General features: G+C 58.0%; 18 protein-coding genes and 1 tRNA gene. 11 read left to right on the top strand and 8 right to left on the bottom strand.

The genetic code is table 11. From position 1 onward, the window contains the following. Positions 1-24: 24 nt before the first annotated feature. The 4 genes from AC1RBR_RS12325 to AC1RBR_RS12310 form a co-directional block, all read right to left on the bottom strand. Positions 25-636 carry a transposase gene (locus tag AC1RBR_RS12325; protein ID WP_007969141.1) on the bottom strand — a complete coding sequence of 204 codons (612 nt, stop codon included), beginning with the start codon at positions 634-636 and terminating at the stop codon, positions 25-27. 283 nt (positions 637-919) lie between these two features. Next, entirely contained in the window at positions 920-2,128 is a 1,209-nt protein-coding gene (locus AC1RBR_RS12320; protein WP_492567234.1) for a DSD1 family PLP-dependent enzyme, read from the bottom strand. A 74-nt stretch (positions 2,129-2,202) separates the two neighbouring features. After that, complete coding sequence (locus tag AC1RBR_RS12315; protein ID WP_492567233.1) at positions 2,203-3,531, bottom strand: D-arabinono-1,4-lactone oxidase; 1,329 nt, start codon at positions 3,529-3,531, stop codon at positions 2,203-2,205. A 76-nt stretch (positions 3,532-3,607) separates the two neighbouring features. Beyond that, the gene (locus AC1RBR_RS12310) at positions 3,608-3,961 is read right to left on the bottom strand and encodes a c-type cytochrome (RefSeq protein WP_492564619.1); all 354 of its coding nucleotides are present in this window, start codon (positions 3,959-3,961) and stop codon (positions 3,608-3,610) included. Between the two features lie 372 nt (positions 3,962-4,333). On the opposite strand from AC1RBR_RS12310, the gene AC1RBR_RS12305 reads away from it, so the two are divergent. Beyond that, entirely contained in the window at positions 4,334-5,959 is a 1,626-nt protein-coding gene (locus AC1RBR_RS12305; RefSeq protein WP_103367488.1) for an NADP-dependent glyceraldehyde-3-phosphate dehydrogenase, read from the top strand. A 46-nt stretch (positions 5,960-6,005) separates the two neighbouring features. Then, positions 6,006-7,046, top strand: a complete 1,041-nt coding sequence (locus AC1RBR_RS12300) for an FUSC family protein (protein ID WP_492567232.1) — start codon at positions 6,006-6,008, stop codon at positions 7,044-7,046. A 2-nt stretch (positions 7,047-7,048) separates the two neighbouring features. On the opposite strand, the gene AC1RBR_RS12295 is transcribed toward AC1RBR_RS12300, so the two are convergent. Further along, positions 7,049-7,942, bottom strand: a complete 894-nt coding sequence (locus AC1RBR_RS12295; protein WP_492564617.1) for a DMT family transporter — start codon at positions 7,940-7,942, stop codon at positions 7,049-7,051. Between the two features lie 150 nt (positions 7,943-8,092). Here AC1RBR_RS12295 and AC1RBR_RS12290 point away from each other — a divergent pair, with 150 nt between their 5' ends. Further along, a complete protein-coding gene (locus AC1RBR_RS12290; protein ID WP_492564616.1) occupies positions 8,093-8,530 on the top strand; it encodes an Lrp/AsnC family transcriptional regulator in 438 nt (145 codons plus the stop codon). 58 nt (positions 8,531-8,588) lie between these two features. Continuing rightward, positions 8,589-8,915, top strand: coding sequence for a YceK/YidQ family lipoprotein (locus AC1RBR_RS12285; RefSeq protein ID WP_492564614.1), 327 nt, complete (start codon positions 8,589-8,591; stop codon positions 8,913-8,915). Positions 8,916-8,979: 64 nt separating this feature from the next. Here AC1RBR_RS12285 and AC1RBR_RS12280 read toward each other — a convergent pair whose 3' ends face one another. Next, positions 8,980-9,651 carry a Bax inhibitor-1/YccA family protein gene (locus tag AC1RBR_RS12280; protein WP_047602140.1) on the bottom strand — a complete coding sequence of 224 codons (672 nt, stop codon included), beginning with the start codon at positions 9,649-9,651 and terminating at the stop codon, positions 8,980-8,982. A gap of 123 nt (positions 9,652-9,774) precedes the next feature. On the opposite strand from AC1RBR_RS12280, the gene AC1RBR_RS12275 reads away from it, so the two are divergent. From AC1RBR_RS12275 to AC1RBR_RS12265, 3 genes are all read left to right on the top strand, one after another. Next, positions 9,775-9,862: transfer RNA gene (locus AC1RBR_RS12275), tRNA-Ser, on the top strand. A 372-nt stretch (positions 9,863-10,234) separates the two neighbouring features. After that, positions 10,235-11,050: an alpha/beta fold hydrolase gene (locus tag AC1RBR_RS12270; RefSeq protein WP_045123291.1), complete on the top strand. Its 816-nt coding sequence runs from the start codon at positions 10,235-10,237 to the stop codon at positions 11,048-11,050. Next, positions 11,040-12,209, top strand: a complete 1,170-nt coding sequence (locus tag AC1RBR_RS12265) for a PAS domain-containing sensor histidine kinase (RefSeq protein WP_492564612.1) — start codon at positions 11,040-11,042, stop codon at positions 12,207-12,209. Before AC1RBR_RS12270 ends, AC1RBR_RS12265 begins: the two co-directional genes overlap by 11 nt. Before the next feature lie 258 nt (positions 12,210-12,467). Here the strand turns inward: AC1RBR_RS12265 and AC1RBR_RS12260 are convergent, their stop codons facing one another. Both AC1RBR_RS12260 and AC1RBR_RS12255 read right to left on the bottom strand, forming a co-directional pair. After that, positions 12,468-13,433, bottom strand: a complete 966-nt coding sequence (locus AC1RBR_RS12260) for a fimbrial protein (protein ID WP_492564610.1) — start codon at positions 13,431-13,433, stop codon at positions 12,468-12,470. A 173-nt stretch (positions 13,434-13,606) separates the two neighbouring features. After that, on the bottom strand, positions 13,607-14,299 hold the full coding sequence (locus AC1RBR_RS12255; RefSeq protein ID WP_492564608.1) for a fimbrial protein: 693 nt from the start codon (positions 14,297-14,299) through the stop codon (positions 13,607-13,609). A gap of 518 nt (positions 14,300-14,817) precedes the next feature. Between AC1RBR_RS12255 and AC1RBR_RS12250 the strand changes: the two genes are divergently transcribed. From AC1RBR_RS12250 to AC1RBR_RS12235, 4 genes are all read left to right on the top strand, one after another. Beyond that, positions 14,818-17,631 carry an ATP-binding protein gene (locus AC1RBR_RS12250; RefSeq protein WP_492564606.1) on the top strand — a complete coding sequence of 938 codons (2,814 nt, stop codon included), beginning with the start codon at positions 14,818-14,820 and terminating at the stop codon, positions 17,629-17,631. Continuing rightward, complete coding sequence (pvrR, locus tag AC1RBR_RS12245; RefSeq protein WP_492564605.1) at positions 17,618-18,805, top strand: response regulator cyclic di-GMP phosphodiesterase PvrR; 1,188 nt, start codon at positions 17,618-17,620, stop codon at positions 18,803-18,805. Before AC1RBR_RS12250 ends, pvrR begins: the two co-directional genes overlap by 14 nt. 86 nt (positions 18,806-18,891) lie before the next feature. Continuing rightward, the gene (locus AC1RBR_RS12240; RefSeq protein ID WP_492564603.1) at positions 18,892-22,059 is read left to right on the top strand and encodes a hybrid sensor histidine kinase/response regulator; all 3,168 of its coding nucleotides are present in this window, start codon (positions 18,892-18,894) and stop codon (positions 22,057-22,059) included. A gap of 22 nt (positions 22,060-22,081) precedes the next feature. Beyond that, positions 22,082-22,729, top strand: a complete 648-nt coding sequence (locus AC1RBR_RS12235) for a response regulator (protein ID WP_492564601.1) — start codon at positions 22,082-22,084, stop codon at positions 22,727-22,729. Positions 22,730-22,736: the final 7 nt, after the last annotated feature.

Raw genomic sequence — 22,736 nt, 5'->3', positions numbered from 1 at the left:
CTGTTGCGCGCCTTGTGTGTTGCGTCAGTTGCTGACTGTCGAGGCACCGCTGTGCTTGCCGAGCCAGGTGTGCAGGAGCGCGAAGTTCAAGGAGAACTCGGGCATTTGCAGCAAGGCACCGCAGAACACTTCGCCGATGATTTTCTGAATGAGCTGCACCGCACGCGGGTTGTTGAGCAGCGTGGCGATGTCGCGACTGAGGACGTTGAAGCTCCAGACTTTCTGGTTCAGGCCAAGACCGACGAACCAGCGGAACAGCAGGTTGTAATTGAGTTGTTCATACAGTTGCTGCTCGCTGGGCACCGAATACAGCAGTTGCAGGAGCAGGATGTGCATGACGGTTTGCGCGGGGATGAGCATGCCGGGCTCGGCATTCAGTTCGTGCAGAAGGCCTTGATGGGCGTCGAGCAAGTCGTCGATCTGCGGGCGCAGCAATACCAGCGAATGGCCTGGCGGAATGTAGCTGGAGACCTCTTTCAAGGCGCCCTGCCAATCATCCTGCGAGACGATCCAGACCCACGGCGCGCCGTAGCGATACACCGAAACCGGCTTCTTGCGCGCCGCTTCGACGATCTTCGACAGGCGCTGATCGAGTTCCTGCATGCCCACTTTTGAGTAGCGTTCCATAGTCCCCATTGCCTCACTCCCGGCGTCCCGCCTCGGCTTGTGAAAAGCGCCCCGTTGGGCCCCTCAAGCGCGTTACATAGGCATGACCGGACTGGCGATGTGCTACCGAACTTTTGTCATAAAAGCTTCATTACAGAGGGTGGGAGATGGCGCGGGATGTCAGGTGTACATCAATCTAATGTAGGAGTGAGCCTGCTCGCGATGGCGTTGGATCAGCAAAATACAGTTCAGCTGACAGGACGCTATCGCGAGCAGGCTCACTCCTACAGAGGAAATTTGTGGTGGCTGCGGGTCAGGTGTAAACCGGCCAGGTGTCGACGATCTTGCCGTCACGCACCGCCAGCAGATCACCGAATTGCAGCAGCACGGCTTCGGTCTGGGTCGGGCGCAGAAACACTTGATCCTCAACGGTCAGGCCGACGGCGTGGGAGCCGTTGACCATCTCCTGATTCGAACTGCGCCCATACACCCCATTGCTCTGCAACCCCAGCGGCGATTCGAATTCGGCCATCCAGTAACCGCCGTAGATGAAAAAGGTCTGGCGCTGATTGGTGTCCCACCACGAGAACAACGTCGACTTGTCGTCCAGCGCCGGAATATTCACCGCACCGGTACTCTTCAGCACCGGGGTGGCGATGTACGTGGCAGGCACATGTTCGACCAGCGACGGCAGGTCGTAGTGCGTCGGTTTGAGCATCGCCGTGCCCACCGAAACCTCGGTGCTCAGCTTTTCGTTTTCGTGGATGCGGTAACTCGGGCTGCCGGCGGTGTTCAGGCACAGGTTTTCGTTCCACAACGCCGGAAACTGCTGGCGAGTGAAATCCACGCAACGCTGATAAATCACCATCACCTTGGCGAACAGGTCTTCCGGTGAGCCGAGTATCCCCGGCACGCCCATGCCCACAAACGGGTCGTAGCCCATGAACCCGGCGAACGCTAAGTGCTGCGGGTTGGCGCTGATCAGCGTGAGCATCTGCCCCAGCACATTCACATCCCTGACCCCGCCTCGATGCAAGCCGACATCCAGTTCGATGTTGATGCGCAGCCGCGTGCCCAAACTCTTTGCCAGCGCGAGGTATTGCTGCAAGCGCTCAGGCCCGTCGAGCAGCCATTGCAGCTGTATGGACGGATCGAACGGGCCTTTGTGGGTTTGATAGAACAGCTCGGCTGAACGCACCGGCAACGGCTTGCCGAGCAGGATGTCGGACTGCGGAAACGTGAGCGCATCGTGATTGAGAAACGGCTGGTGAAACGACATGAGTTTTTGCGTCCCGGCCCGTTGTGCGATGTAGCTCAACAACCCCGGTGACGGCAGGGATTTTTCCACCAGACGCAATTGCTTGCCGCCGCGTTTGACCGACTGCATCACCACGTCGATGTTGAGATCGAGGCGATCCAGATCGATCAACAGCACCGGGCGCATCGGTCCGTTGTCCTTCAACTCTTTATTCAGCGCGCGGAAATACTCGCTGTACGGGCCGCCACGATCACTCGGTCGCAGCCAGGCGCCCACGCCCACTAACAAAGCGCCGACACCCAGCGTGCCGAGGAGAAAATTGCGTCGATTGACCGCCATCAGCTCACCCCCAAAATCGATGCCAGATGTGCATTGAGAAAACGCCCGCTCGGGTCCAGTGCCTGACGCACCTCGACGAACTCGCGCCAGCGCGGATACAGCGGTTGCAGGGTGCGCGCATTGAGCGAATGCAACTTGCCCCAGTGCGGACGGCCGTTGTACTTCCAGAAAATCGGTTCAACCGCGGCGAAGAAGTTGTGATGATCCATCTGGTAATGCTGGTGCACCGAGATCGAACAGCTGTCGCGGCCCTCGAACATGCTCAGCGGAATGTCATCAGCCTTGACGTAGCGGTACTCGATGGGAAACCAGGTGCGCAGGTCCTTGTCCTGAATCAGCTTGAGGATTTCACGCAGACAGGCCGGGCCGTGTTCGGCGGGCACCGAATATTCCATCTCGTTGAAGCGCACGGTGCGCACGTTGGCGTAGATGTCGAAAGAGTCGCCGACCCGATCGTCGAAACTCGCCAGATGGCGCAGGCTGTTGAGCAGCGTGCGGCGCAAGTCGGGGAAGTCGCTGCCGTACTTGTCGAGTTTCTCGATCAGGGTGACGAACTCGTTGCCGCCCTCCTCTTCGGGCGGAATCGGCGGCGTGGCCGGGTCGCTGGTTTCGTTGAGGGCGATGGACAGCGCATAGTCGGAATGGGTGACGACGAGCATTTCCCAGTGCTGGTTTTCCCGGGTGTTTTTGTCGAGGTCTTCCAGCAGCTCTTCGGTCTTGGCGATCCATTGACGCTCACGCAGGCGGTAGGCCGGGCGATTTTGCAGACGGATTTTCGTCGCCACGCCCAGTGCCCCAAGGGAAACCCGGGCGGCATTGAACACTTCCGGGTGGCGCTGGCTGTCGCAGTCCAGCACCTCGCCATTGGCCGTCACCAGTTGCATGCCGCAGACGTGCGCCGAGTACGACTGAAAGGTTGTGCCGGTGCCGTGGGTCGAGGTGGCAATCGCCCCGGCGAGGGTCTGGTAATCGATGTCGGCCATGTTCTGCAGGGCCTGACCGACGTCCTTCAGCGGCACGCCCATGCGCGACATCGGCGTACCGGCGCCGAATTCCGCCTGCAGGGTGTTCGGGTCGTGGTCGAGCAGGCCGGTGAAGTAACTCAGCGACAGCAGCGTGCCGTCGGTGGGCACCAGCGCGCTGAACGAATGCGCCGAACCGACCGGGCGGATCTTGCCCTGGGCCTGACGAATCGCAGCGCTTAGTTCATCAAGATTCTTCGGCGCCAGCCGCGCCGCTGGCAGGCAACTCTGCCCGCCCGACCAGTTGCGCCAGGGAATCAGTCGCGGGGCGCGCATCAATTGCCCCAGCGCGGGATTGGCCGCCAACGCACTGAACGCGCCGACGATGCTTGCCCGTTGCAACAACTGACGCCGTGTCAGATCCATGCTCATGCGCGCGCCCTTACTGTGGGAGGGGCTGGTCGGCCATGAAGCCGATCAGTTGCAGGAATTGTTCTTCCGAGCATTCGACGCACTGGCCCATCGGCGGCATGCCGTTGTAGCCATTGATGGCGTGGTCGAGCAGCGTGTCGGCGCCTTGGCGGATGCGTGGTTCCCAGGCTTGACGATCGCCAGTGAGCGGCGCATTGGCAGCCGGGTTGGCGTGGCACAGTTGGCAGCTGTTGACGTAGATCTGCGCCAGGGCCGGGTCGGAGGGGGTGGCGTTGCGAGTAGTCGCCGGCGGTGCGGATTTTTCGTCGCAGCCGCACAGCGTCATGGACAGCGCCAGCAGTAAAGTGAGTGGGATTGCCCGCATAACGATCCTCGAGGATGGCAGCGCTTATTGTTTTGATCCCACCTTAAGGCAGGCTCGGCTGCGGGCTGAGGGCATTGCGGGACAACGATGGGGGCAAACGGGGCCAGTAGAGAGTGTTCAGGCAACCCGATTCAACTGTGGGAGCGGGCTTGCTCGCGAATGCGGTGTGTCAGCAATGAGGATGTCAGTTGAAAGGACGCATTCGCGAGCAAGCCCGCTCCCACAGTGGATTTCATAAACCAGTCAAAGCTCTGCTCCGGGGATCTGCGTGACATTCGCGTGACATTGGCGGGTTTAAATGTCGGCGCATTCAGGCGTATAACCTGTAAAGACTTTTTGATCTGAATACGGACATCAACACGGGGTAGCGACATGACCACAGCAAACATCCTTGGCAATCTGTTCCCTTCTGTCAGCGACATCCCGGAAAAATACCGTCTCGACGGTCAAGTCGAACAACGCGAATACCTCGTCGACGGCGAACTGCGGCGCTGGGACGGCCCGCTTGCCACCGTGCGCAGCCCGGTGTACCTGCACGGCGAAAACGGTGATGAACAAGTGATTCTCGGCAGCACGCCGCTGCTCGACGCCGACACCGCCCTCACCGCCCTCGACGCCGCCGTGCGTGCCTACGATCGTGGTCAGGGCCTGTGGCCGACCATGCGCGTGGCCGAACGCATCCAGCACGTCGAAGCGTTCCTCGGCCGCATGCGCCAGCAGCGCGAAGCCGTGGTCAAGCTGCTGATGTGGGAGATCGGCAAGAATCTCAAGGACTCGGAAAAAGAGTTCGACCGCACCTGCGACTACATCGTCGACACCATCAATGCACTGAAAGAACTCGACCGCCGCTCCAGCCGTTTCGAACTGGAACAGGACACTCTCGGCCAGATCCGCCGCGTGCCGCTCGGCGTGGCACTGTGCATGGGCCCTTACAACTACCCGCTGAACGAAACCTTCACCACGCTGATTCCGGCGCTGATCATGGGCAACACCGTGGTGTTCAAACCGGCCAAGCTCGGCGTGTTGCTGATCCGCCCACTGCTCGAGGCGTTCCGCGACAGCTTCCCGAGCGGCGTGATCAACGTGATCTACGGCAGTGGCCGCGAGACCGTCAGCGCGCTGATGGCCAGCGGCAAGATCGACATCTTCGCCTTCATCGGCACCAACAAGGCAGCCAGTGACCTGAAGAAACTGCACCCGAAACCACACCGCTTGCGCGCCGCGCTGGGCCTGGACGCGAAAAACCCCGGCATCGTCCTGCCGGAAGTCGATCTGGACAATGCGGTCAGCGAAGCGGTCACCGGTTCGCTGTCGTTCAACGGCCAGCGCTGCACCGCGCTGAAAATCCTGTTTGTGCATGAGGATGTGGTCGACGCCTTCATCGAAAAATTCAATGCCAAACTCGCTACGCTGAAACCGGGCATGCCGTGGGACAGCGGTGTGGCGCTGACGCCGTTGCCGGAGTCGGGCAAGGTCGATTACCTGCACGGTCTGGTGGCCGATGCGCAGAGCAAGGGCGCACAAGTGGTCAACCCGAACGGCGGCGAGAGCCGGGAGTCGTTCTTCTACCCGGCGGTGCTGTACCCGGTGACGCCGCAGATGCGCGTGTACAACGAAGAACAGTTCGGCCCGGTGGTGCCGATCGTGCCGTACCGTCACCTCGATACCGTGATCGACTACGTGCTGGAATCGGATTTTGGCCAGCAACTGAGCCTGTTCGGGACCAACCCGGTGGCAATCGGCCGACTGGTCGACACCTTCGCCAACCAGGTCGGGCGGATCAACCTCAACGCCCAGTGCCAGCGCGGCCCGGACACCTACCCGTTCAACGGGCGCAAGAACTCCGCCGAAGGCACGCTGTCGGTACACGATGCACTGCGGGTGTTTTCGATCCGCACACTGGTGGCGACCAAGTTCCAGGACAGCAACAAGGACCTGATCAGCGAAATCATTCGCGGCCGCGATTCGAGCTTCCTGACCACCGACTACATCTTCTGACGAGGACCTTGCACTGAGCACCTTCAGCACCCAACGACTGCCACCGCTGCTGCGGCGAATCCTGCGTCCGTTGCTGGACCCGTACCGCCGCTACCAGAACGCCCGACTGATTCACGCGGTGCGGGTAGCGCTGGGGCTGCTGGCGACCATCCTGCTGACCACCGGCATCAACCTGCCCCACGGCGAGTGGGCGTCGGTGACCATGCTGGTGGTGATCGGCGGCCTGCAACACCACGGCAACATCGGCAAGAAAGCCGCCGAACGTGCCACCGGCACCCTGATCGGTGCCGGGGTGGGTCTGCTGCTGGTGGCGCAACAGGCGTGGCTGGGCCTGCCGTGGCTGACCTACTTTGCCATGGCGGTGGTCTGCGGCTTCTTCTCCTATCACGCGATCGGCAAGGGCGGCTATACCGCCCTGCTCTCGGCGATCACCGTGTTCATCGTCGCCGGACATGGCGACAACCCGATCACCGATGGCTTATGGCGCGGGGTCGACATCCTGATCGGCATCGCCCTGGCCCTCGCATTTTCCTTCGCCCTGCCGCTGTACGCGGTGTATTCGTGGCGCTACAACCTGGCCGACGCCTTGCGCGACTGCGCCACGTTGTACGGGCGGATCATCAGCGGCCAACCGGTCAGCGCCGATGAGCATCTGAAGCTGATGGGCCGGGTGACCACGGTGATGGTGCAACTGCGCTCGCTGATGCCTTCGGTGTCCAAGGAAGTGAAGATCTCCATGACCGAACTGGACGCGATTCAACGCAACCTGCGGACGTGCGTCAGCACTCTGGAGATCCTCGGCAACACCCGCCCGGATGCCAACGACCCCGAAGCCATGGCGCACCTGCAATCAGCGCTGCGGGCCGAACACCGGGTGATCCGCATACAGTTGATCGGCATGGCCCGGGCCTTGAAGTCCGGCGCCACGCAACGCCTGCAGCGCCCGCTGGAGTTGCCTGACGCCAGCCTCGACACACCGGTCTACAGCACGCTGGACGGTTACCGTTTGCTGACCCGACAACTGGCCGCGAACATTGGTGAGCTGCGTCAGCGTCTGGCGATGACGGCGCCGCGCTGGAACATCTGAGCCTACGGAGTAGCCAGCCGTCGCGACTTCAATCTCCAGCCCTGTTGCATTCCCGCGGCGGCCAGCAGAATCGCCGCCACCCCGATCCATTGCAGGATCTCCAGGCGATGGCCGAAGGCGAACCAGTCGACGAAGATCGCTGCAATCGGGTAGATGAAGGACAGTGCTCCGGTCAATGCTGTCGGCAGTTTCTGGATCGCGCCGTACAGCAGCACGTACATCAGACCGGTGTGGACGATGCCCAGCGTCACCAGACTGGCCCAGGCTCCGCTGGTTTGTGGCAGGCCGTTGAAATGCGCGAACGGCGCGAGCAACAGCACTCCGGTGCAGACCTGTATCAACGCGATCAGATGCGGCGGCGTGCCGGTCAGGCGCTTGATGATCAGCGCCGCAATCGCGTAGAGCAACGCCGCACCCAACGCCAGCGCAATGCCCAGTAGATAGTCGCTTCCGCTTTCACTCTGCGTGCCATGGGCGCTGACGATTGCCAGCATGCCGAGAAAGGAAATCGCCAGCCAGAACAGCTTTTGCAAGGTGATTTTCTCGCCGAGAAACAGCGCCGCCAGGCCGACCAGCATGAACGGCTGCACGTTGTAGACCGCCGTGCCGATGGCGATCGAGGCCCGGGAATACGAGCCGAACAACAACACCCAGTTGCCGACAATCGCCACCCCGCTGAGCACCGCGAGCAGGAACGTGGTGCGGTTCAGAATGCCCGGACGCAAGAAACCGAATGCCGCGCAGATCAGCAGCAAGGTGCCGGCGCCGAACACGCAACGCCAGAACACCACGTCCAGCACCGGTTGCCCGGACACCAGCACGAACCAGCCGATGGTTCCGGAAATCAGCATGGCGGCGGTCATTTCCAATGAACCACGGCGGATTGTGTTGTCCATCATCGATCTCCCTAAGCGTTTGACGAAAGCATGGCAAAAGTATGCCAAGCCGACCACGAGCGCCTCCAGCGCAAAAAGCAGGCTAAACTCGATTTCTGCCTTTTTTATCGTGGGTGGTTTCCCTTAAATGCCTAATACCGGAGTTGCCCCATGACCGACGATATCGACCAGATCCTCATCAGCGCCTTGATGGACGACTCGCGTCGCTCGCTCAAGGCATTGGCGCAAATCAGCGGCCTGTCCTCACCCAGCGTGGCCGAACGCCTGCGCCGCCTGGAGGAGCGCGGTGTGCTCAAGAGCTATACCGTCGAGATCGACCCCAAATGCTTCGGCTATCAGCTCCAGGCCATCGTCCGGGTGCGGCCGCTGCCGGGCCAACTGCAAGAAGTGGAACGGCAGATCATGTCGATCCCGGAGTTCACCGAGTGCGACAAGGTCACGGGCGAGGATTGCTTCATAGCCCGCCTGCACGTGCGCTCGATGGAACAGCTGGACACCCTGCTCGACCGCCTCAATACACTGGCCGAAACCAACACCGCGATCGTCAAGAAAACCCCGGTCAAACGCCGATTGCCGCCGATGGCGTGAGTGCTTTTTGCGCCTGCTCGGCGTAGATTGAGGTTTTTCCGGCGAAGGATTGGCGGTAATGAGAATTCAGGCAGTGATGCTGACAGTGTTGATGCTCAGCGGGTGCGGGACGGTGCAGACCGTTGTGCTTAGCGACAAGGCTTCCGTAGACCAGTTGAAAACCAGGAAAAGCTACTGCGGCGCGGTCCCGCGCATTTACAGCGGTGCAACCTACGACTTCTGCATGCTGCACGCCGAAAAGCCGGATGACGTCGACGCGTTCAATTACAACAACGCTTCTTTTGGTCTGGTGGTCGATGCAGCGGTTTCCGGTGTGCTGGATACGTTTCTGTTGCCCTACACGATTTATAAGCAGCAGGCCGATGGCAGCATGGTGATCAACTGATCCGCTTTTCGCAGACGACAAAAAACCCGCCGAAGCGGGTTTTTTGTTGATTCATAAACAGCGATCAGTCGTCGCGGCTCATGATGCCGAAGATCTGCAACAAGCTGATGAACAGGTTGTAGATCGATACATACAGGCTGATGGTCGCCATGATGTAGTTGCGCTCGCCACCGTGGATGATCGCGCTGGTCTGGAACAGAATGCATACCGACGAGAACAGCACGAAACCGGCGCTGATCGCCAGCTGCAGGCCGCTGATCTGGAAGAACAGGCTCGCCAGCGTTGCACCCAGCAGGACGAAGAAACCGGCGGTGATGAAACCACCGAGGAAGCTCATGTCCTTGCGGGTGATCAGCACGTAGGCCGACAGACCACCGAACACCAGCGCGGTCATGGCGAACGCCGAACTGACCACTTCAGCGCCGCCCTGCATGCCCAGGTAACGGTTGAGGATCGGGCCGAGCAGGAAACCCATGAAACCGGTCAGCGCAAAAGCGGACACCAGGCCCCACGCGGAATCACGGAGTTTGTTGGTGAGGAAGAACAGCCCGTAGAAGCCGATCAGCACCACGAAAATATTCGGGTAGCCGACGCGCATCTGCTGGGCCACGAACGCCATCACACCGCTGAATGCGAGGGTGAGCGCCAGTAGGCCGTATGTGTTGCGCAGGACGCGGCTAACCTCTAGCTGCTCAGCCTGCACGCTGTTGTGAACTGCGTAATCCTGTTCGCGCATGGCGACACTCCTGTTGGTTTGAAACGTTCAGTCGCAAAGATCATAACAGACGCTCTGTAACAAGCCATGCACAGAGTTTGACAGTGTGTTTCATTCAGGTATTATGGCGCCCGCAACGCAAACGGAGGTGTGGCCGAGTGGTTTAAGGCAACGGTCTTGAAAACCGTCGACTGTAACAGGTCCATGAGTTCGAATCCCATCGCCTCCGCCATCTTATGTACGACAAAGCCCTGATTATTCAGGGCTTTGTCGTTTCTGGGAATCGAGTTTTTTCTCCTCAATGTCCAGATCGTTTCCGCATCTTTTCGGTCATTTCCGCAACCCTGCCCCTTCGACACTAGTGCGTCCCCCTCAAATTTAGTTAATTCGACTCTATACTCACGGGGGTGTGGCTGTCTTCATAGGCAGCTTTCGGCCGAAGCAGAAATTGGTAGTTATCATCCGGGCGCGAGAATCAAATCGTTTGTCCGAGATAAGTTCGACGTCATCAAGGAGCCATAAACCTATACCGCGTAACGCGGTACCCTTGACTATCTACACTGCCGCAGGCACCAAAACCTTTGGCTCGACCGGGGCAACACGCATGGACCTTCAACATCGCAACAACGTGAAAATAATGGGCGATGGTCCTTCAACGTTGATCTTTTCCCATGGTTTCGGCTGCGATCAGACCATGTGGCGTTATCTCGCCGAAGGTTTCACCGATCGATTTACAGTTGTTCTGTACGACCTCGTCGGCGCGGGTGAGTCGGATCTTGAAGCCTATGATCGGGAAAAGTACAACTCACTGGCCGGGTACGCACGTGACCTGAATGAAATCATCGACCATTGCACCCGTGGACCCGTGATCGTCGTGGGCCACTCTGTCAGCAGCATGATCGGTGCGTTGGCTGACCGCCAGGCGCCCGGAAGCATCGCTGCCCATATAATGATCGGCCCCTCACCCTGCTACATGGACACCGACGACTATGTCGGTGGTTTCAAGCTGGAGGACATCCACTCACTGCTCGACACACTCGACAGCAACTACCTTGGCTGGTCTAGCACCATGGCTCCAGTGATCATGGGCACACCAGGGCAACCGGCACTGAGCGAAGATCTGACCAATAGCTTTTGCCGCACCGAGCCCGATATCGCCAAGCAATTTGCGCGAGTGACGTTCATGTCCGACAACCGCCAAGACATCGTTGGGCTGGCGACACCCACGCTGATCCTGCAATCCACCGATGACCTGATCGCTCCCGTCGCCGTTGGCGAATACCTGCAGTCTGTGATGCCCTCTAGCACGCTCTGCCTGGTGGCTAACGTCGGCCATTGCCCCCACATGAGTTCGCCCAGTGCATGTTCTGAGGCCATGGAGAACTTCTTGTTACCCTGGATGGGCGAATATGTCGACTGACCAGCAATTGCTGCCCGATGCTCACGCGCTGTTAGATGAAGCCCCATGCGGATTGGTGGTAACGAAGGAAGACGGCACGATTCTTCGCAGCAATAAGACGTTCAGCCATTCAATCGGCCTGGACACCCAGGCGATCATAGGGCGGCGTTTCCAGGACCTACTGACGATGGGCGGACGCATTTTCCACCAAACGCATTGGTCGCCGCTGATGCAGATGCAAGGCTCCGTCGCTGAGGTAAAGCTCGACCTGGTTCACCATGACAAACACATTGTGACCATGTTGCTTAATGGCGTCCGACGCAAGCACGCCAGCGGTGCGTTTTATGAGTTAGCGCTGTTTCGCACCAAGGATCTCGATAAGTATGAGCGCGAGCTGCTCAACGCACGAAAAATCGCCGAAGACCTGCTGTGCGAAAAAACCGCCGCCGAAACAGCCCTCAGACTGGCTCAGGAGGAGCTAAAAAACGCCTACGAAAAGGCCCAGGTTCGCGCCGCGTTCGCCGAACAAATGGTTGCCATCGTCAGCCACGATCTGAAAAACCCGCTGACGGCTATCAAAATGGCCTCTGGCATCCTTGCCCGAGAAGAACGCACCACTCGAGATATCAGGATGCTCGGCCACATCAGCCAGTCGGCTGACCGTGCTGAACGCATGATTGGCGACCTGCTAGATCTGGCATTAGCCAGAGTTGGGCAAGGCATTACTATCGGCCCTTCGACCGTGGATTTGCATGCCTTCGTTGGCGCCAGCGTCGATGAATTGCGTATGACGTTCCCCGAAGCCACGTTGGTGCATCAGACCGTGGGAACCGGCACTGCTTGTCTGGATGCAGATCGGGTGCAGCAAATCTTTGGTAATCTGGTGGCTAACAGCGTGAAGTATGGTGATCTACAACAGCCGATCACGATCACTTCACGCATCGAGCAGGATAACTCCGTTGTATCGGTACAAAACCTGGGGCCGGCCATTCCCGAGTCTGTGATGGGCGTTTTGTTTGAGCCTATGATTCGGGGAGAAATAACCGGCACCGATTCGCGAAGCGTGGGGCTTGGACTCTTTATCGTTCGAGAGATCGTCAGGGCGCATAACGGTGTCGTGTCGGTGAATTCAACACAAGAGAGTGGCACCCTCTTCACCGCGAAATTTCCGATGGTTTGATACAGCTCATCCGCCTCAATTTCATCCCGCATCGCCGTTACCCTTTAATAGGTCGTTTTCGATCCGTCGCACAAGGTAGTGAATGGCCAAAAGCGGTCATTTAGATATGACTATGGAATCAAGGCCGGTTCGAGCCTTAGAAATGCGGTTTCAAAACACGGGCGTCTTACTGTGACGCTTGCCTTGAAGCTGATGTTGTTAAGTGACGAAGAAATCACAAGATACAAAATTCAGCAGCGCCCCTTAAATGAGTCGTCTTTATAGGTAGCTCATGATGAACCAGATTTCCGCATTCGCAGATCCTGCTCTCATACCGGGATCCAACCCCCCTTGATTGCCAGTGGGCACGGTCCTGATGTACTGCGCGTTAAGTGGAATATTGTAGTTTCCCCCTTCAACTGAATAGCCAGACAACAAATACGCCTTATTAAACTCGATTGGAACCTGGTTCGAATCAAGTAACTGTAATGCTATTCCCTTTGCCGTGGAGTTTTGATTTAAACTCACGACACCCGAACCAGCACTAACTTCTGGGCTGTTTGGAGTGGGGGATAAAGTATAAGTAATTTTATTTATGCCGCGAGGGCAATTATTGACCTTGACAGTGAAGCCTACCGGATCGGTGTGCTTACCAAACTCTGAGAATTGACTTAGATCATTTTCGCCCATGTCCACCTTCACATCAGGCGTTTCGCAAGACTGCGGCAAAATTGTCATACCTTGGATCGACATCGCGAGTACAGATACCTCACCAACTTGATAATACCCTAGAATTCCAGAAGGTATTTTTTGAGCGCTGGTTATATTCGCAGCTTTTACGATGACAAGATTGTGTGTAGTGCCGTTAAACCCGTAAGTACCTTTGACTGAGACATCCTTGGGAAAAACGTTTACGGGTGCGCCTTGGTATTTCCACGACCATGCAAGGCCGGTATTTCCTATAGGAAGCAACTTATCCTTCCCGGACTCCCCAACATTATTTTTAATGCCCGATACAGAATTGGCAGTACATGTGTAAGAACTGTTTATCGAGTTTAGTGTGATTGGCGGACTTTCATATACAACTGTACCGTTGGGCGTGTCGCGAGGAATGGATAGCGTTGATGGGACGCTTACATTAAAGGTCGTCATAGCGTGATCTTTGTAAAAAGAACAGATTGCTGAGTTAGCGTAGATGGGGAATGTCAGAATAAAAAATGCAAAAAATAATGTAGATTTTCTCATAGGGTGATGTCCTCTATTGGTTCAGCGCCCCTTAAATGGGGCTCCTGAAATTTTTATTCAAATAGAGGAAATTTAGGCGATTTAAATAAACCTGAAAATCAGACGATTCTTATTTTCACAAAATCTCGCCGTTAAACATCCGCCAAATCTGCTGGCACCGAGCTATAAATAGTTTACAACAAAGGAAATTCCAGTATTAGCGCTCCCTGCCTTGATTTTACTGACGGGTAGTCGGTAGCAGGAAGCCTGCAACGGAATTTAAAGTTGGTGCCCGACGGGGTAAAGTCTTGGAGTATGTAGTCGGTATTCAATGAGATGGGTAGCCCTGCACCACTCAATAGCTGCAAGCCAATACCCTTCGCAGTAGAGCTACCGCTGAGCTCAACCACAGCTTTTGCCTCGTCAACTATAGGGGTATTGGCGCGCAGCGAGTAGGTAATCTTCTGAATGCCTGCCTCACAATTGTTCAACTCGATATTGAACCTGACCATACGGTTTACCGACCCTGTGTCATTGAACTGGTGGAGCTGATAATCATCTCCCATCGCGACCGCTAGGGAAGGCGCCTGACAGGTTCTCGCCTTGAAGTAAATGGGAGGGATATTGAAGCGCATCAAGTCCAGGTTATCGCTTTTCAAAGTAGCCAACAAGCCGCCACTGACAGTGATGTTGGGGGCAAGCTCGCTTGATTTGAATATTTCCAACTGGAGCCGCGTTGCAGGAATAACAAACTTTTTTCCAGGCAGTATAAATTGATTGGATTCATAGCGCGCCAGCGAATCTATCCAAATGCGGAATGATAGCCCTGTCTTGTTTATTGGGAATTCATGTACGGCTCCGGCGACACTGCCGAATTTAGGATTCATGGAAATCCCGTATAAAGTGCTTCCGTCACAGGTCCAATCAATAGCAGCCCCGTAACGCTCTACAACATAATAAACGGTGCCAATTGGATCTCTTGGGGCAGCGCTCAATCCAGATTCCGGAATAAGCCCGTTAAATTGTATATTTTGAGTGGGGGGAATTCGAACGACATACTCCTGCGAAGAGTGCTGGCGACACCAAAGCCAAAGCAACAGTGAAGGCAAGTCGTTTAGAGAAGCACATAAATAATATCCAAATAAACCGACAGACGACATAGCATTTCACAGTTATAGCCAAACAACATAAGACGAATCTTAATTTATTTTTTCTTCGCAACCACCAATCCCATAGTAGAGCTATGTATCTCGAGAGCAACCACCACCCTTGAGTTGTGTTTATCAGGCTGTCAACAGGAAACTCGGAGCAGGTGAAACCACAGCTATTTTTTCACGGTCAACTACTTTCAGAATTCTAGGAATCGTCTGATTTTCTCCACTTCACGCCGCCCTTACAGTGGGGGATGCCATTAAAAAATCGCCTCCATCAAATTAGCCCAATATTTTCCACGCCCCATGCGGCACGCCGTCTGCTTCGCATTTTTGCCTTGGTACTGCTGGTGGGTATTCTCGGCGGCGTCTACAGCTTTCTGTTGTTTACCTTCAACAATGAAGTATCCCAGCGGCGCAGCTACATGAGCAGCGCGATCGCCGAAGCGCACACCTTTTTCACCACCCGGGAAGCGCTGCTGAAAAGCCTCAGCCTGTCGGCCACGCGCATGGCCAACATGAACCTGCCAGTCTCCGAAGAAGAAACCCGTCTGCTCCTCGGTCAAGTGCCGGGACACCAATGGAGCATTTGGCTCACCCAACGCATGCGCGACTATCTCAAGGCCCGGCAACTCAACCTGGTCTATGTCAGCAGCGGCCCCCAGCCTCAAGTGTGGCGTCTGTACAACGCGACGCCGGTGACCAGTGCTTTTCCACGGGCCACGCTTGAGCAACTGCAAACACTCAAGCACCACCACAGCGACAACTTGAAAGAGCTCTGGCTGACCCATGCTGCTGACGGGCACTCGCAGCTGTACATCTTCATTCGCCTGGACGAACGCGACATCAACTCCGGCTGGCTCGGTCTGGAAATGGACGACCGCGAGGTTTCCAGCGCCTTGAGCGATCACAGCGCCGGCGAGTTCACCATGTTTAATTCGCAGGGCATGCCGCTGTTCAGCAACAGCCACAATCCGCCGCCGGGGCAGAATCTGCCATTGCTGCGGCAACAGGACTTTTTCGGATTTGTCGGTGACGGCTGGCTGCCCGAACAGTTGGTATTACGCAAACAGCTCAAATCATCGGATTGGCAGCTCACGTACTCTATCGATTTAGTAGCAGTGCTGTGGGCGCTGTGGCCGCAAATGCTCGGCGCGCTGCTGTTCTGTCTGCTGAGCATCAGCCTGGTGTGCCTGCTGACCCGGCGTCTGGAACACCGCGTGATCAACCCGGCGATTCACCGGATCCAGGCGTTGGTGGAAAGCGAGCTGTTCAGCCGCGACGTGATCCAGACCGCCCCGGTCGCGCTGTGCGTGCTGCGCCGCACCGACGCTCAGGTGGTGCTTGAAAACACCCTCGCCCGCCAATGGCTGGGCCGCCGCGGTGAACAACTGGGGCCGGGCTGGATTCGTGCAGCGTTTGACGAGCATCAACCCGCTCTCACCGATTACTTCGCGACCGCCGATGGCCGTCACTTGTACCTGAGCTGCGCGCCGACCCGCTACAAAGGCGAAGACGTGTTGCTCTGTGCCTTCAGCGACATCAGTGCACGCCGGCAAATCGAAGCGGCGCTAGAGCAGGCTCGCCAGTCCGCCGACGCCGCCAATGAAGCCAAGACCTTGTTCCTAGCGACCATGAGCCACGAAATCCGCACACCGTTATACGGCGTGCTGGGAACCCTGGAATTGCTCGCCCGTACGCAACTCGATACCCAACAGAAAAGTTACCTGCATGCCATCGAAGGCTCGTCCGCCACCCTGCTGCAGTTGATTTGCGACGTGCTTGATGTATCAAAAATCGAGGCTGGGCAACTGGCGCTGGAACTGAGCGAATTCAGACCGATGATGCTGGTGCAGGAAGTGGTGCAAGGCTACGCGGCGGCGGCGCAGAGCAAAGGCCTGCAACTGTACTCCTGCCTCGACCCGCAAACGCCGGAGCGGTTGATCGGCGATGCCAGCCGCGTGCGGCAGATTCTCAACAATCTGCTGAGCAACGCGGTCAAGTTCACCGATTCCGGGCGTGTGGTGCTGCGAGTCAAATTGCTCGATCGCGAAGGCGAACGGGTGTGCCTGCAATGGCAGGTTTCGGACACTGGCAAGGGCATCGCCCATGACGATCAGGCGTTCATTTTCGAACCGTTCTACCAGACTCAAGGCAACACTAACGTGGTGGCCGGCACAGGCCTGGGCCTGCCCATCTGTCAGCGGCTGACGCACTTGATGAACGGTACCCTGCGCATGGTCAGCGAGCCGGGGCTGGGCAGCAGTTTTTCCCTGAGTGTGCCGCTGGAGCAACCCTCAAACAAGACCTCGCCGGACCTCGTGCCGGCATTGGCGCCGGACCTCGTTCACGTGGTTTCGCCCGTGCGTGAATTGGCCGAAAGTCTCTGCGGCTGGCTGCGCCGCTGGGGCGCCCGTCCGCAGATTGGCGCACCCGACTGCATGGAACCCGACAGCAGCGCTGTGCTGCTTGAGCTGTATCCAACGCCCTTCGATCAACGCCCGAGCCGGGCATGGCCCGGCCCGCGAGTATTGGCCAGTGGCGACGGCGCCCATGAGCCGCAGTTCGACGTAAGTGGCTGGAAGGTCAATCTGAACGATCTGGCGGCGATCCAGCGCGCCGTACACCAAGCACAGGGTGGTCAGATTACCCACCACCCCGAACAACACGAACCCCATACGCTGTGTCCATTACACCTGCACATTCTGGTGGCCGAGGATAACGTCATCAATCAACTGATCCTGCGCGACCAGCTCGAAGAACTGGGCTGCACGGTCGCATTGGCCAGCGATGGCGAAGAGGCCTTGTCAATCTGGCGCGAGGGTGAGTTCGACATTGTCCTCACCGACGTCAACATGCCCCGACTCAACGGCTACGAACTCACCGCAGCCCTGCGCCGCGCGGGCTGCGTCACTCCGATCATCGGCGCCACCGCCAACGCCCTGCGCGGTGAAGACGCCCTGTGTCTGGCGGCCGGGATGAATCACTGTCTGGTCAAACCTTTTACGCTGCGAGCCTTGTCCGCGATCCTGGCTCCCTACGAACGAGTTGCTCATGAAGCCCTGTAGCATTCTGATTGTCGAAGACCACCCCTTCCAGCACCTGTATTTGCAGAACCTGTTCAGCGAGTTGGGCGACTTCGATCTGGCATGCGCCAGGGACGGCGAAGAAGCATTGGACTGCCTGAAACAACGCGACTTCGATATGGTCCTCACCGACCTGCTGATGCCGGGCATGGACGGCGTGCAATTCATTCAGAGCCTCGCCGCGCAACGCTCACGCCCGGCACTGGCGATCATGAGCGCCGCTTCACGACGCATGCTGATGGGCGCGAGCCTGGTGGCGAGCAATCTGCAAGTGAAAGTCATCGGGCTGATTTCCAAACCGGTGAATGCCGCCGCCCTGCGCTGCCTGATCGATCAATTGCAGGCACTGCGCCAAAGCGTCCCGACGGCGTGCCATCCCGGCATTGATCGCCAGAGTATTTGCAACGCCCTAGACAACGGTGAACTGCAAGCCTGGTTTCAACCGAAGAAGGCTTTGAACAATGGCCGGATCGTCGCCGCCGAAGCGCTGGTACGCTGGAATCACCCTGAACATGGCACGCTGTTACCCGGGGCATTCTTGCCGGCGTTGGTTGCGTTCGGTCTCGAAGAGCCTCTGCTCTGGTGCGTGCTGAAACAGGCGATCGCCGCCCAAGCGACTTGGCGCGAACAGGGCTATGACATTCCGGTCTCGGTCAACCTGCCCACGCACTTGCTCAACAGCCACGACCTGCCCGACCGCATTCTCGCGTTCGTTCTGGCCCATCAAGGCCTGCCCGCGCGGATCTGTTTCGAGTTGATGGAGTGCTCGGTGCCCGACGACATCAGCAATTTCTACGCCGGCGCCTGCCGCTTGCGGATCAAAGGTTTTGGTCTGTCGCAGGACGATTTCGGCAAAGGCTACAGCTCGTACATGAACCTGGTGTCGGCACCGTTCACCGAACTGAAAATCGACCGCGCGCTGGTGCAAGGCTGCAACGTCAACGCCGAACTCGCGCAAGCCCTGACCAGCATTGTCAGCCTCGGTCGCCAATTGGGCCTGACCGTAGTCGCCGAAGGCGTGGAAACCGCGCAAGAACTTGCCCTATTGCGTAAGATCGACTGCACTCAGGTTCAGGGCTTCCTGATCTCCCACGCCGTTTCAGCCGATCAGTTCCAGCACTTGCTGACCCACGACGGGCCGGCGACTGCCTATTGAGCGGCACGTGGCGGTTATTGAACGTCGCTCGCTACCGAGGTCACTGTGTTCCAAAGCCGCCCCATCAACGCTGGTCAGGCGCTGTAATGCCGCATACCAATGCATTTCTGGATAAACTGGCCAGCAGTTCGTTGCGTTTGAACAAAAGCCTGCCAGTGCTCGGCGCACTGGTGTTGTTTTTGCTCGGCGTCAGCTATCTGGGCGCGCAGCGCATGATTGAAGAACAGCGTGACACGCTGCAGTTTCACTTCGCCCGCTTGATGGAAAATATCCATGAGCAGGAAGTGTTCCTGCGCGATATCTCCCAGGCCAGTGCCAAGGGTCAATATTTTCCTTTGATCGTGTTGCCCACTTATTCGCAAAAACTGCTGCCAGAAGAGGGCCCGAATGTCTATGAGGGGCGTGGCTTGCCGTTCTCACTGGCGTTCAGTGTAAAGATTGATCCGCAGAGAATCGCCGCCGACCAATACCCCAAGGTTTTCGCGCTGGGCAGTTATCTGGCCGCCTACTACAGCGCGTTCTGGGCGGCATCGCACTATCAGTCGCCGCAAGTGATCCTGCTTAATGGCCCCGACAACTTCGACGTGGCCGTTCCCTCCGCCGGGCGCTTGCGCGGTGCCGGCCCGATGCAAATCGGCGCGGTCGCCCAAATCATTAGCCAGATGAACCAGCACACACGCGAACAGCCTTCATCGGCGGCCGATCATCAAGTGCATTGGGCACCCTACCCGCCCACTCAGGACAACGAAGCGACACCGACGCTGCTGGCCTACGTCAGGATCAATCTGCTGCAGCCCACACTAAGCATTGAGGGCGCCGATTCCTGGGTGGTGCTCGGCACGTTGCTGAAACTGTCTCAGGTGAACAACATCGAGCGATTGATGGAGTGGTCGATTTACGATGACTTCACCTTGATCAGTCCCGCTGGCGAGGTTTTGACCGGCGCACAGCGATCTGCTCAGGCGCTGGATGAGGGCGTGAACTTCAATCGCGACGGTCTGGTGTTCAAACTTAGCAGTGCCGGAGATCAGCACTGGACGGCAATCTACGTCATCAGCGTGCAGAGTTTTATGGATTACGCGCTGTGGCCACTGCTGGGCCTGTTCGCTCTGGTCGTGACCATGCTCGGTTGCGGCCGCGCGTTCAATCGCTGGTACACGAACCGGGTCATCCTGCCGGCGCAGAGCGCTCACGCCAGCATCGCCGAAAGCGAGGCTTTCGGCCGCGCGATCATCGACACGGCTCCCACCGGCCTGTGCGTGATCCGCCGTAGCGATCACCGCGTGCTGTTGCAAAACCAGCGTGCGCAGCAATGGCAGGACACCCGCGATCTGATGAGTCTGCTCCAGCAGTCGACCGGGCCTGGTCACGCGGAACTGGAGATTGACCGCCGCCACGTGCATGTCGACTTCGTATCGACGCGTTACCAAGGCCAGGATGCCTGGCTGTGTGCACTGCATGACGTGACCCGGCATATCGAAGACGCGGCAGCGCTGGAAGAAGCCCGTCAGGCCGCCGACTCGGCCAACCAGGCCAAAAGCCGCTTCCTCGCCACCATGAGCCATGAGATTCGCACCCCGCTCTACGGTGTACTGGGCACCCTTGAATTGCTCGGACTGACACCACTCGCCCCGCGCCAGCAGGATTATCTGGACACCATCCAGCGCTCCTCCGCCAGCCTGTTCAAGCTGATCAGCGATGTGCTGGATGTGTCGAAGATCGAGGCTGGGCAAATGACTCTTGAGCTTCAGGACTTCTGCCCGCTGGAGCTGACTGAAGACGTCGTGCGTACTTACAGCGCATTTGCCCGCGCGAAAGGCCTGCAACTGTATGCCTGCATCGATTCGACCTTGCCGGATCGACTGCGCGGTGACCCGTTGCGCATCCGCCAGATCCTCAACAACCTGCTGAGCAACGCGATCAAGTTCACCGACAACGGCCGCGTGGCGCTGCGCCTACACGTGTTGCAAAACGCCCCTGGCAACACCGAGGTGCAGTGGCAGGTCAGTGATTCCGGCGTGGGGATTTCCCTGGCACAACAGCAGCAGTTGTTCGACCCGTTCTATCAGGTCAACGACGCCGACAGTCAGGCCGGCGCGGGTCTGGGCCTGGCTATTTGCAAATGGCTGTGCGAGTTGATGCAAGGGAAGTTGAACGTGGTCAGCGAACCGGGACTGGGCAGCAGTTTTACCCTGCAGCTCGCGCTGGAGAACGTGCCGGGGGCATTGGCTGACTGCCCTGCCTTCTTAGCCGGCAGTCCCACCGTTTATGTACGTGCCCCCGTCAGCGAATTGGCGCAGTACCTTATTGCCTGGCTCAATCGTTTTGGTCTTGATTGCCGCTTGGTGGTGAGCGAGATGCCGCCGCCATCGTCGCTGCTGGTGGACCTTGCGCCCATCGACAATGCCCCGCTCCGGAACGGGCCACGGATCGTCGCCGTGCCGGGTGGCCCCAATCCGGCGCAGTCAAACGGCACCGACTGGGCGGTCGATGCCGATGATGTCCGCGCGATCGCCTGGGCGATTCATCTGGCCCAACTCGGCGCCAATGCGCAGCGCCCAGCCTCGTTGCAGGCAAAGACCCGCCCGTTGAATCTGCAAGTGCTGGTGGCCGAAGACAACGTGATCAACGCGGCAATTATCAAGGAACAACTGGAAGCACTGGGCTGCACGGTGGTCGTCACCGCGAATGGCGAACAGGCCTTGGCGCAATGGACACCCGGCCGCTTCGATCTGCTGCTGACCGACGTCAACATGCCAGTCATGAATGGCTACCGACTCGCCGAAGCGATACGCCAACAGGACACAACGCTGCCGATCATCGGCGTCACCGCCAACGCTCTGCGCGAAGAAGGCGAACGTTGCGCAGCCGTCGGCATGAACGCCTGGATGGTCAAGCCACTGAATCTCGCCACCCTGCGCGCGCAACTGGTGCAGCATTGCAAAATCGCTCTGCCCCCCGCTATCGATGCCCCGCCAACCCTATCAGCAAAAATGCGCGAGCTGTTTGTCGCGACCCTGCGCCAGGATATTCAAACCACCCTGGCGGCACTGGATGCGGCCGACGCCAATAGCGTGGCGCAGCAACTGCACAGCATGGCGGGAGCGCTGGGAGCGGTGCAGGTCAACGTCTTGGCCAGCGCGTTTGTCGAGCTGGAATGTCGCTTGACCGGCATGGCCGTGACGCCCGCTCTGGCCGTGGCGGTGCGACAAAATATGACGCGGCTGCAAGATCTGCTCGACTCCCTCGAATAACTTCACTCTGGATAAATCACTCATGGAAACCTTCAACGTTGTCATTGCCGATGATCATCCCATCGTGGTGCTGGGGGTGCGGGAACTGGTTGAGCGTGACCAACGCTTTCGCGTGGTGGGCGAAGCCGTTAGCTCCGATGAGCTGATCAAGCTGCTGGAGACCAAGCCTGTAGATCTGTTGATCACCGACTTCAACATGCCCGCCGATTCGCCTTACGGAGACGGTCTGAAACTGATGGAATACCTGACACGACACTTTCCCAAGCTCCGGGTATTGGTGCTGACCATGATTTCCAACCCCTTGATCCTGACGCGCCTGCAGGAGCTGGGCGTGCTGGCGGTCATTCAGAAAAACCAACTGCACGACGAAATCGAGACCGCCCTCAAAGCCATCGCCAAAGGCAGCCCGGTGCGCTGGCAAGCACCCGCGCCGACATCCGTAGTGAACGACGGCGCCGCTCTGGATGAACGTTTTTCCCGGCTGTCGCCCAAGGAGCATGAAATTCTGCGTTTGTTCGTTCAGGGCCAAGGCGTCAACGACATTGCCCGTCACCTGAACAGAAGTGCAAAAACCATCAGTACTCAAAAAATATCGGCAATGCGCAAACTTGAAGTCAATAGCGACCAAGAGTTAATGGCCTATTGTATTGAGCGCAACTTGTTCAATTAATAAATCA

The sequence above is a fragment of the Pseudomonas sp. GW823-FHT01D03 genome (genome assembly GCF_058798255.1).
The sequence above is the reverse complement of the archived record's forward strand: the minus strand, read 5'-3'. Positions and strand labels throughout refer to the sequence as shown.

Coding starts and splice junctions, on each gene's coding strand:
- AC1RBR_RS12265 (WP_492564612.1), top strand. CDS start 11,040: ATGTCGACTGACCAGCAATTGCTGCCCGATGCTCACGCGCTGTTAGAT.
- AC1RBR_RS12325 (WP_007969141.1), bottom strand. CDS start 636: ATGGGGACTATGGAACGCTACTCAAAAGTGGGCATGCAGGAACTCGAT.
- AC1RBR_RS12240 (WP_492564603.1), top strand. CDS start 18,892: ATGCCGCATACCAATGCATTTCTGGATAAACTGGCCAGCAGTTCGTTG.
- AC1RBR_RS12305 (WP_103367488.1), top strand. CDS start 4,334: ATGACCACAGCAAACATCCTTGGCAATCTGTTCCCTTCTGTCAGCGAC.
- AC1RBR_RS12235 (WP_492564601.1), top strand. CDS start 22,082: ATGGAAACCTTCAACGTTGTCATTGCCGATGATCATCCCATCGTGGTG.
- pvrR (WP_492564605.1), top strand. CDS start 17,618: ATGAAGCCCTGTAGCATTCTGATTGTCGAAGACCACCCCTTCCAGCAC.
- AC1RBR_RS12250 (WP_492564606.1), top strand. CDS start 14,818: ATGCCATTAAAAAATCGCCTCCATCAAATTAGCCCAATATTTTCCACG.
- AC1RBR_RS12295 (WP_492564617.1), bottom strand. CDS start 7,942: ATGGACAACACAATCCGCCGTGGTTCATTGGAAATGACCGCCGCCATG.
- AC1RBR_RS12270 (WP_045123291.1), top strand. CDS start 10,235: ATGGACCTTCAACATCGCAACAACGTGAAAATAATGGGCGATGGTCCT.
- AC1RBR_RS12310 (WP_492564619.1), bottom strand. CDS start 3,961: ATGCGGGCAATCCCACTCACTTTACTGCTGGCGCTGTCCATGACGCTG.
- AC1RBR_RS12260 (WP_492564610.1), bottom strand. CDS start 13,433: ATGAGAAAATCTACATTATTTTTTGCATTTTTTATTCTGACATTCCCC.
- AC1RBR_RS12290 (WP_492564616.1), top strand. CDS start 8,093: ATGACCGACGATATCGACCAGATCCTCATCAGCGCCTTGATGGACGAC.
- AC1RBR_RS12255 (WP_492564608.1), bottom strand. CDS start 14,299: ATGAATCCTAAATTCGGCAGTGTCGCCGGAGCCGTACATGAATTCCCA.
- AC1RBR_RS12285 (WP_492564614.1), top strand. CDS start 8,589: ATGAGAATTCAGGCAGTGATGCTGACAGTGTTGATGCTCAGCGGGTGC.
- AC1RBR_RS12280 (WP_047602140.1), bottom strand. CDS start 9,651: ATGCGCGAACAGGATTACGCAGTTCACAACAGCGTGCAGGCTGAGCAG.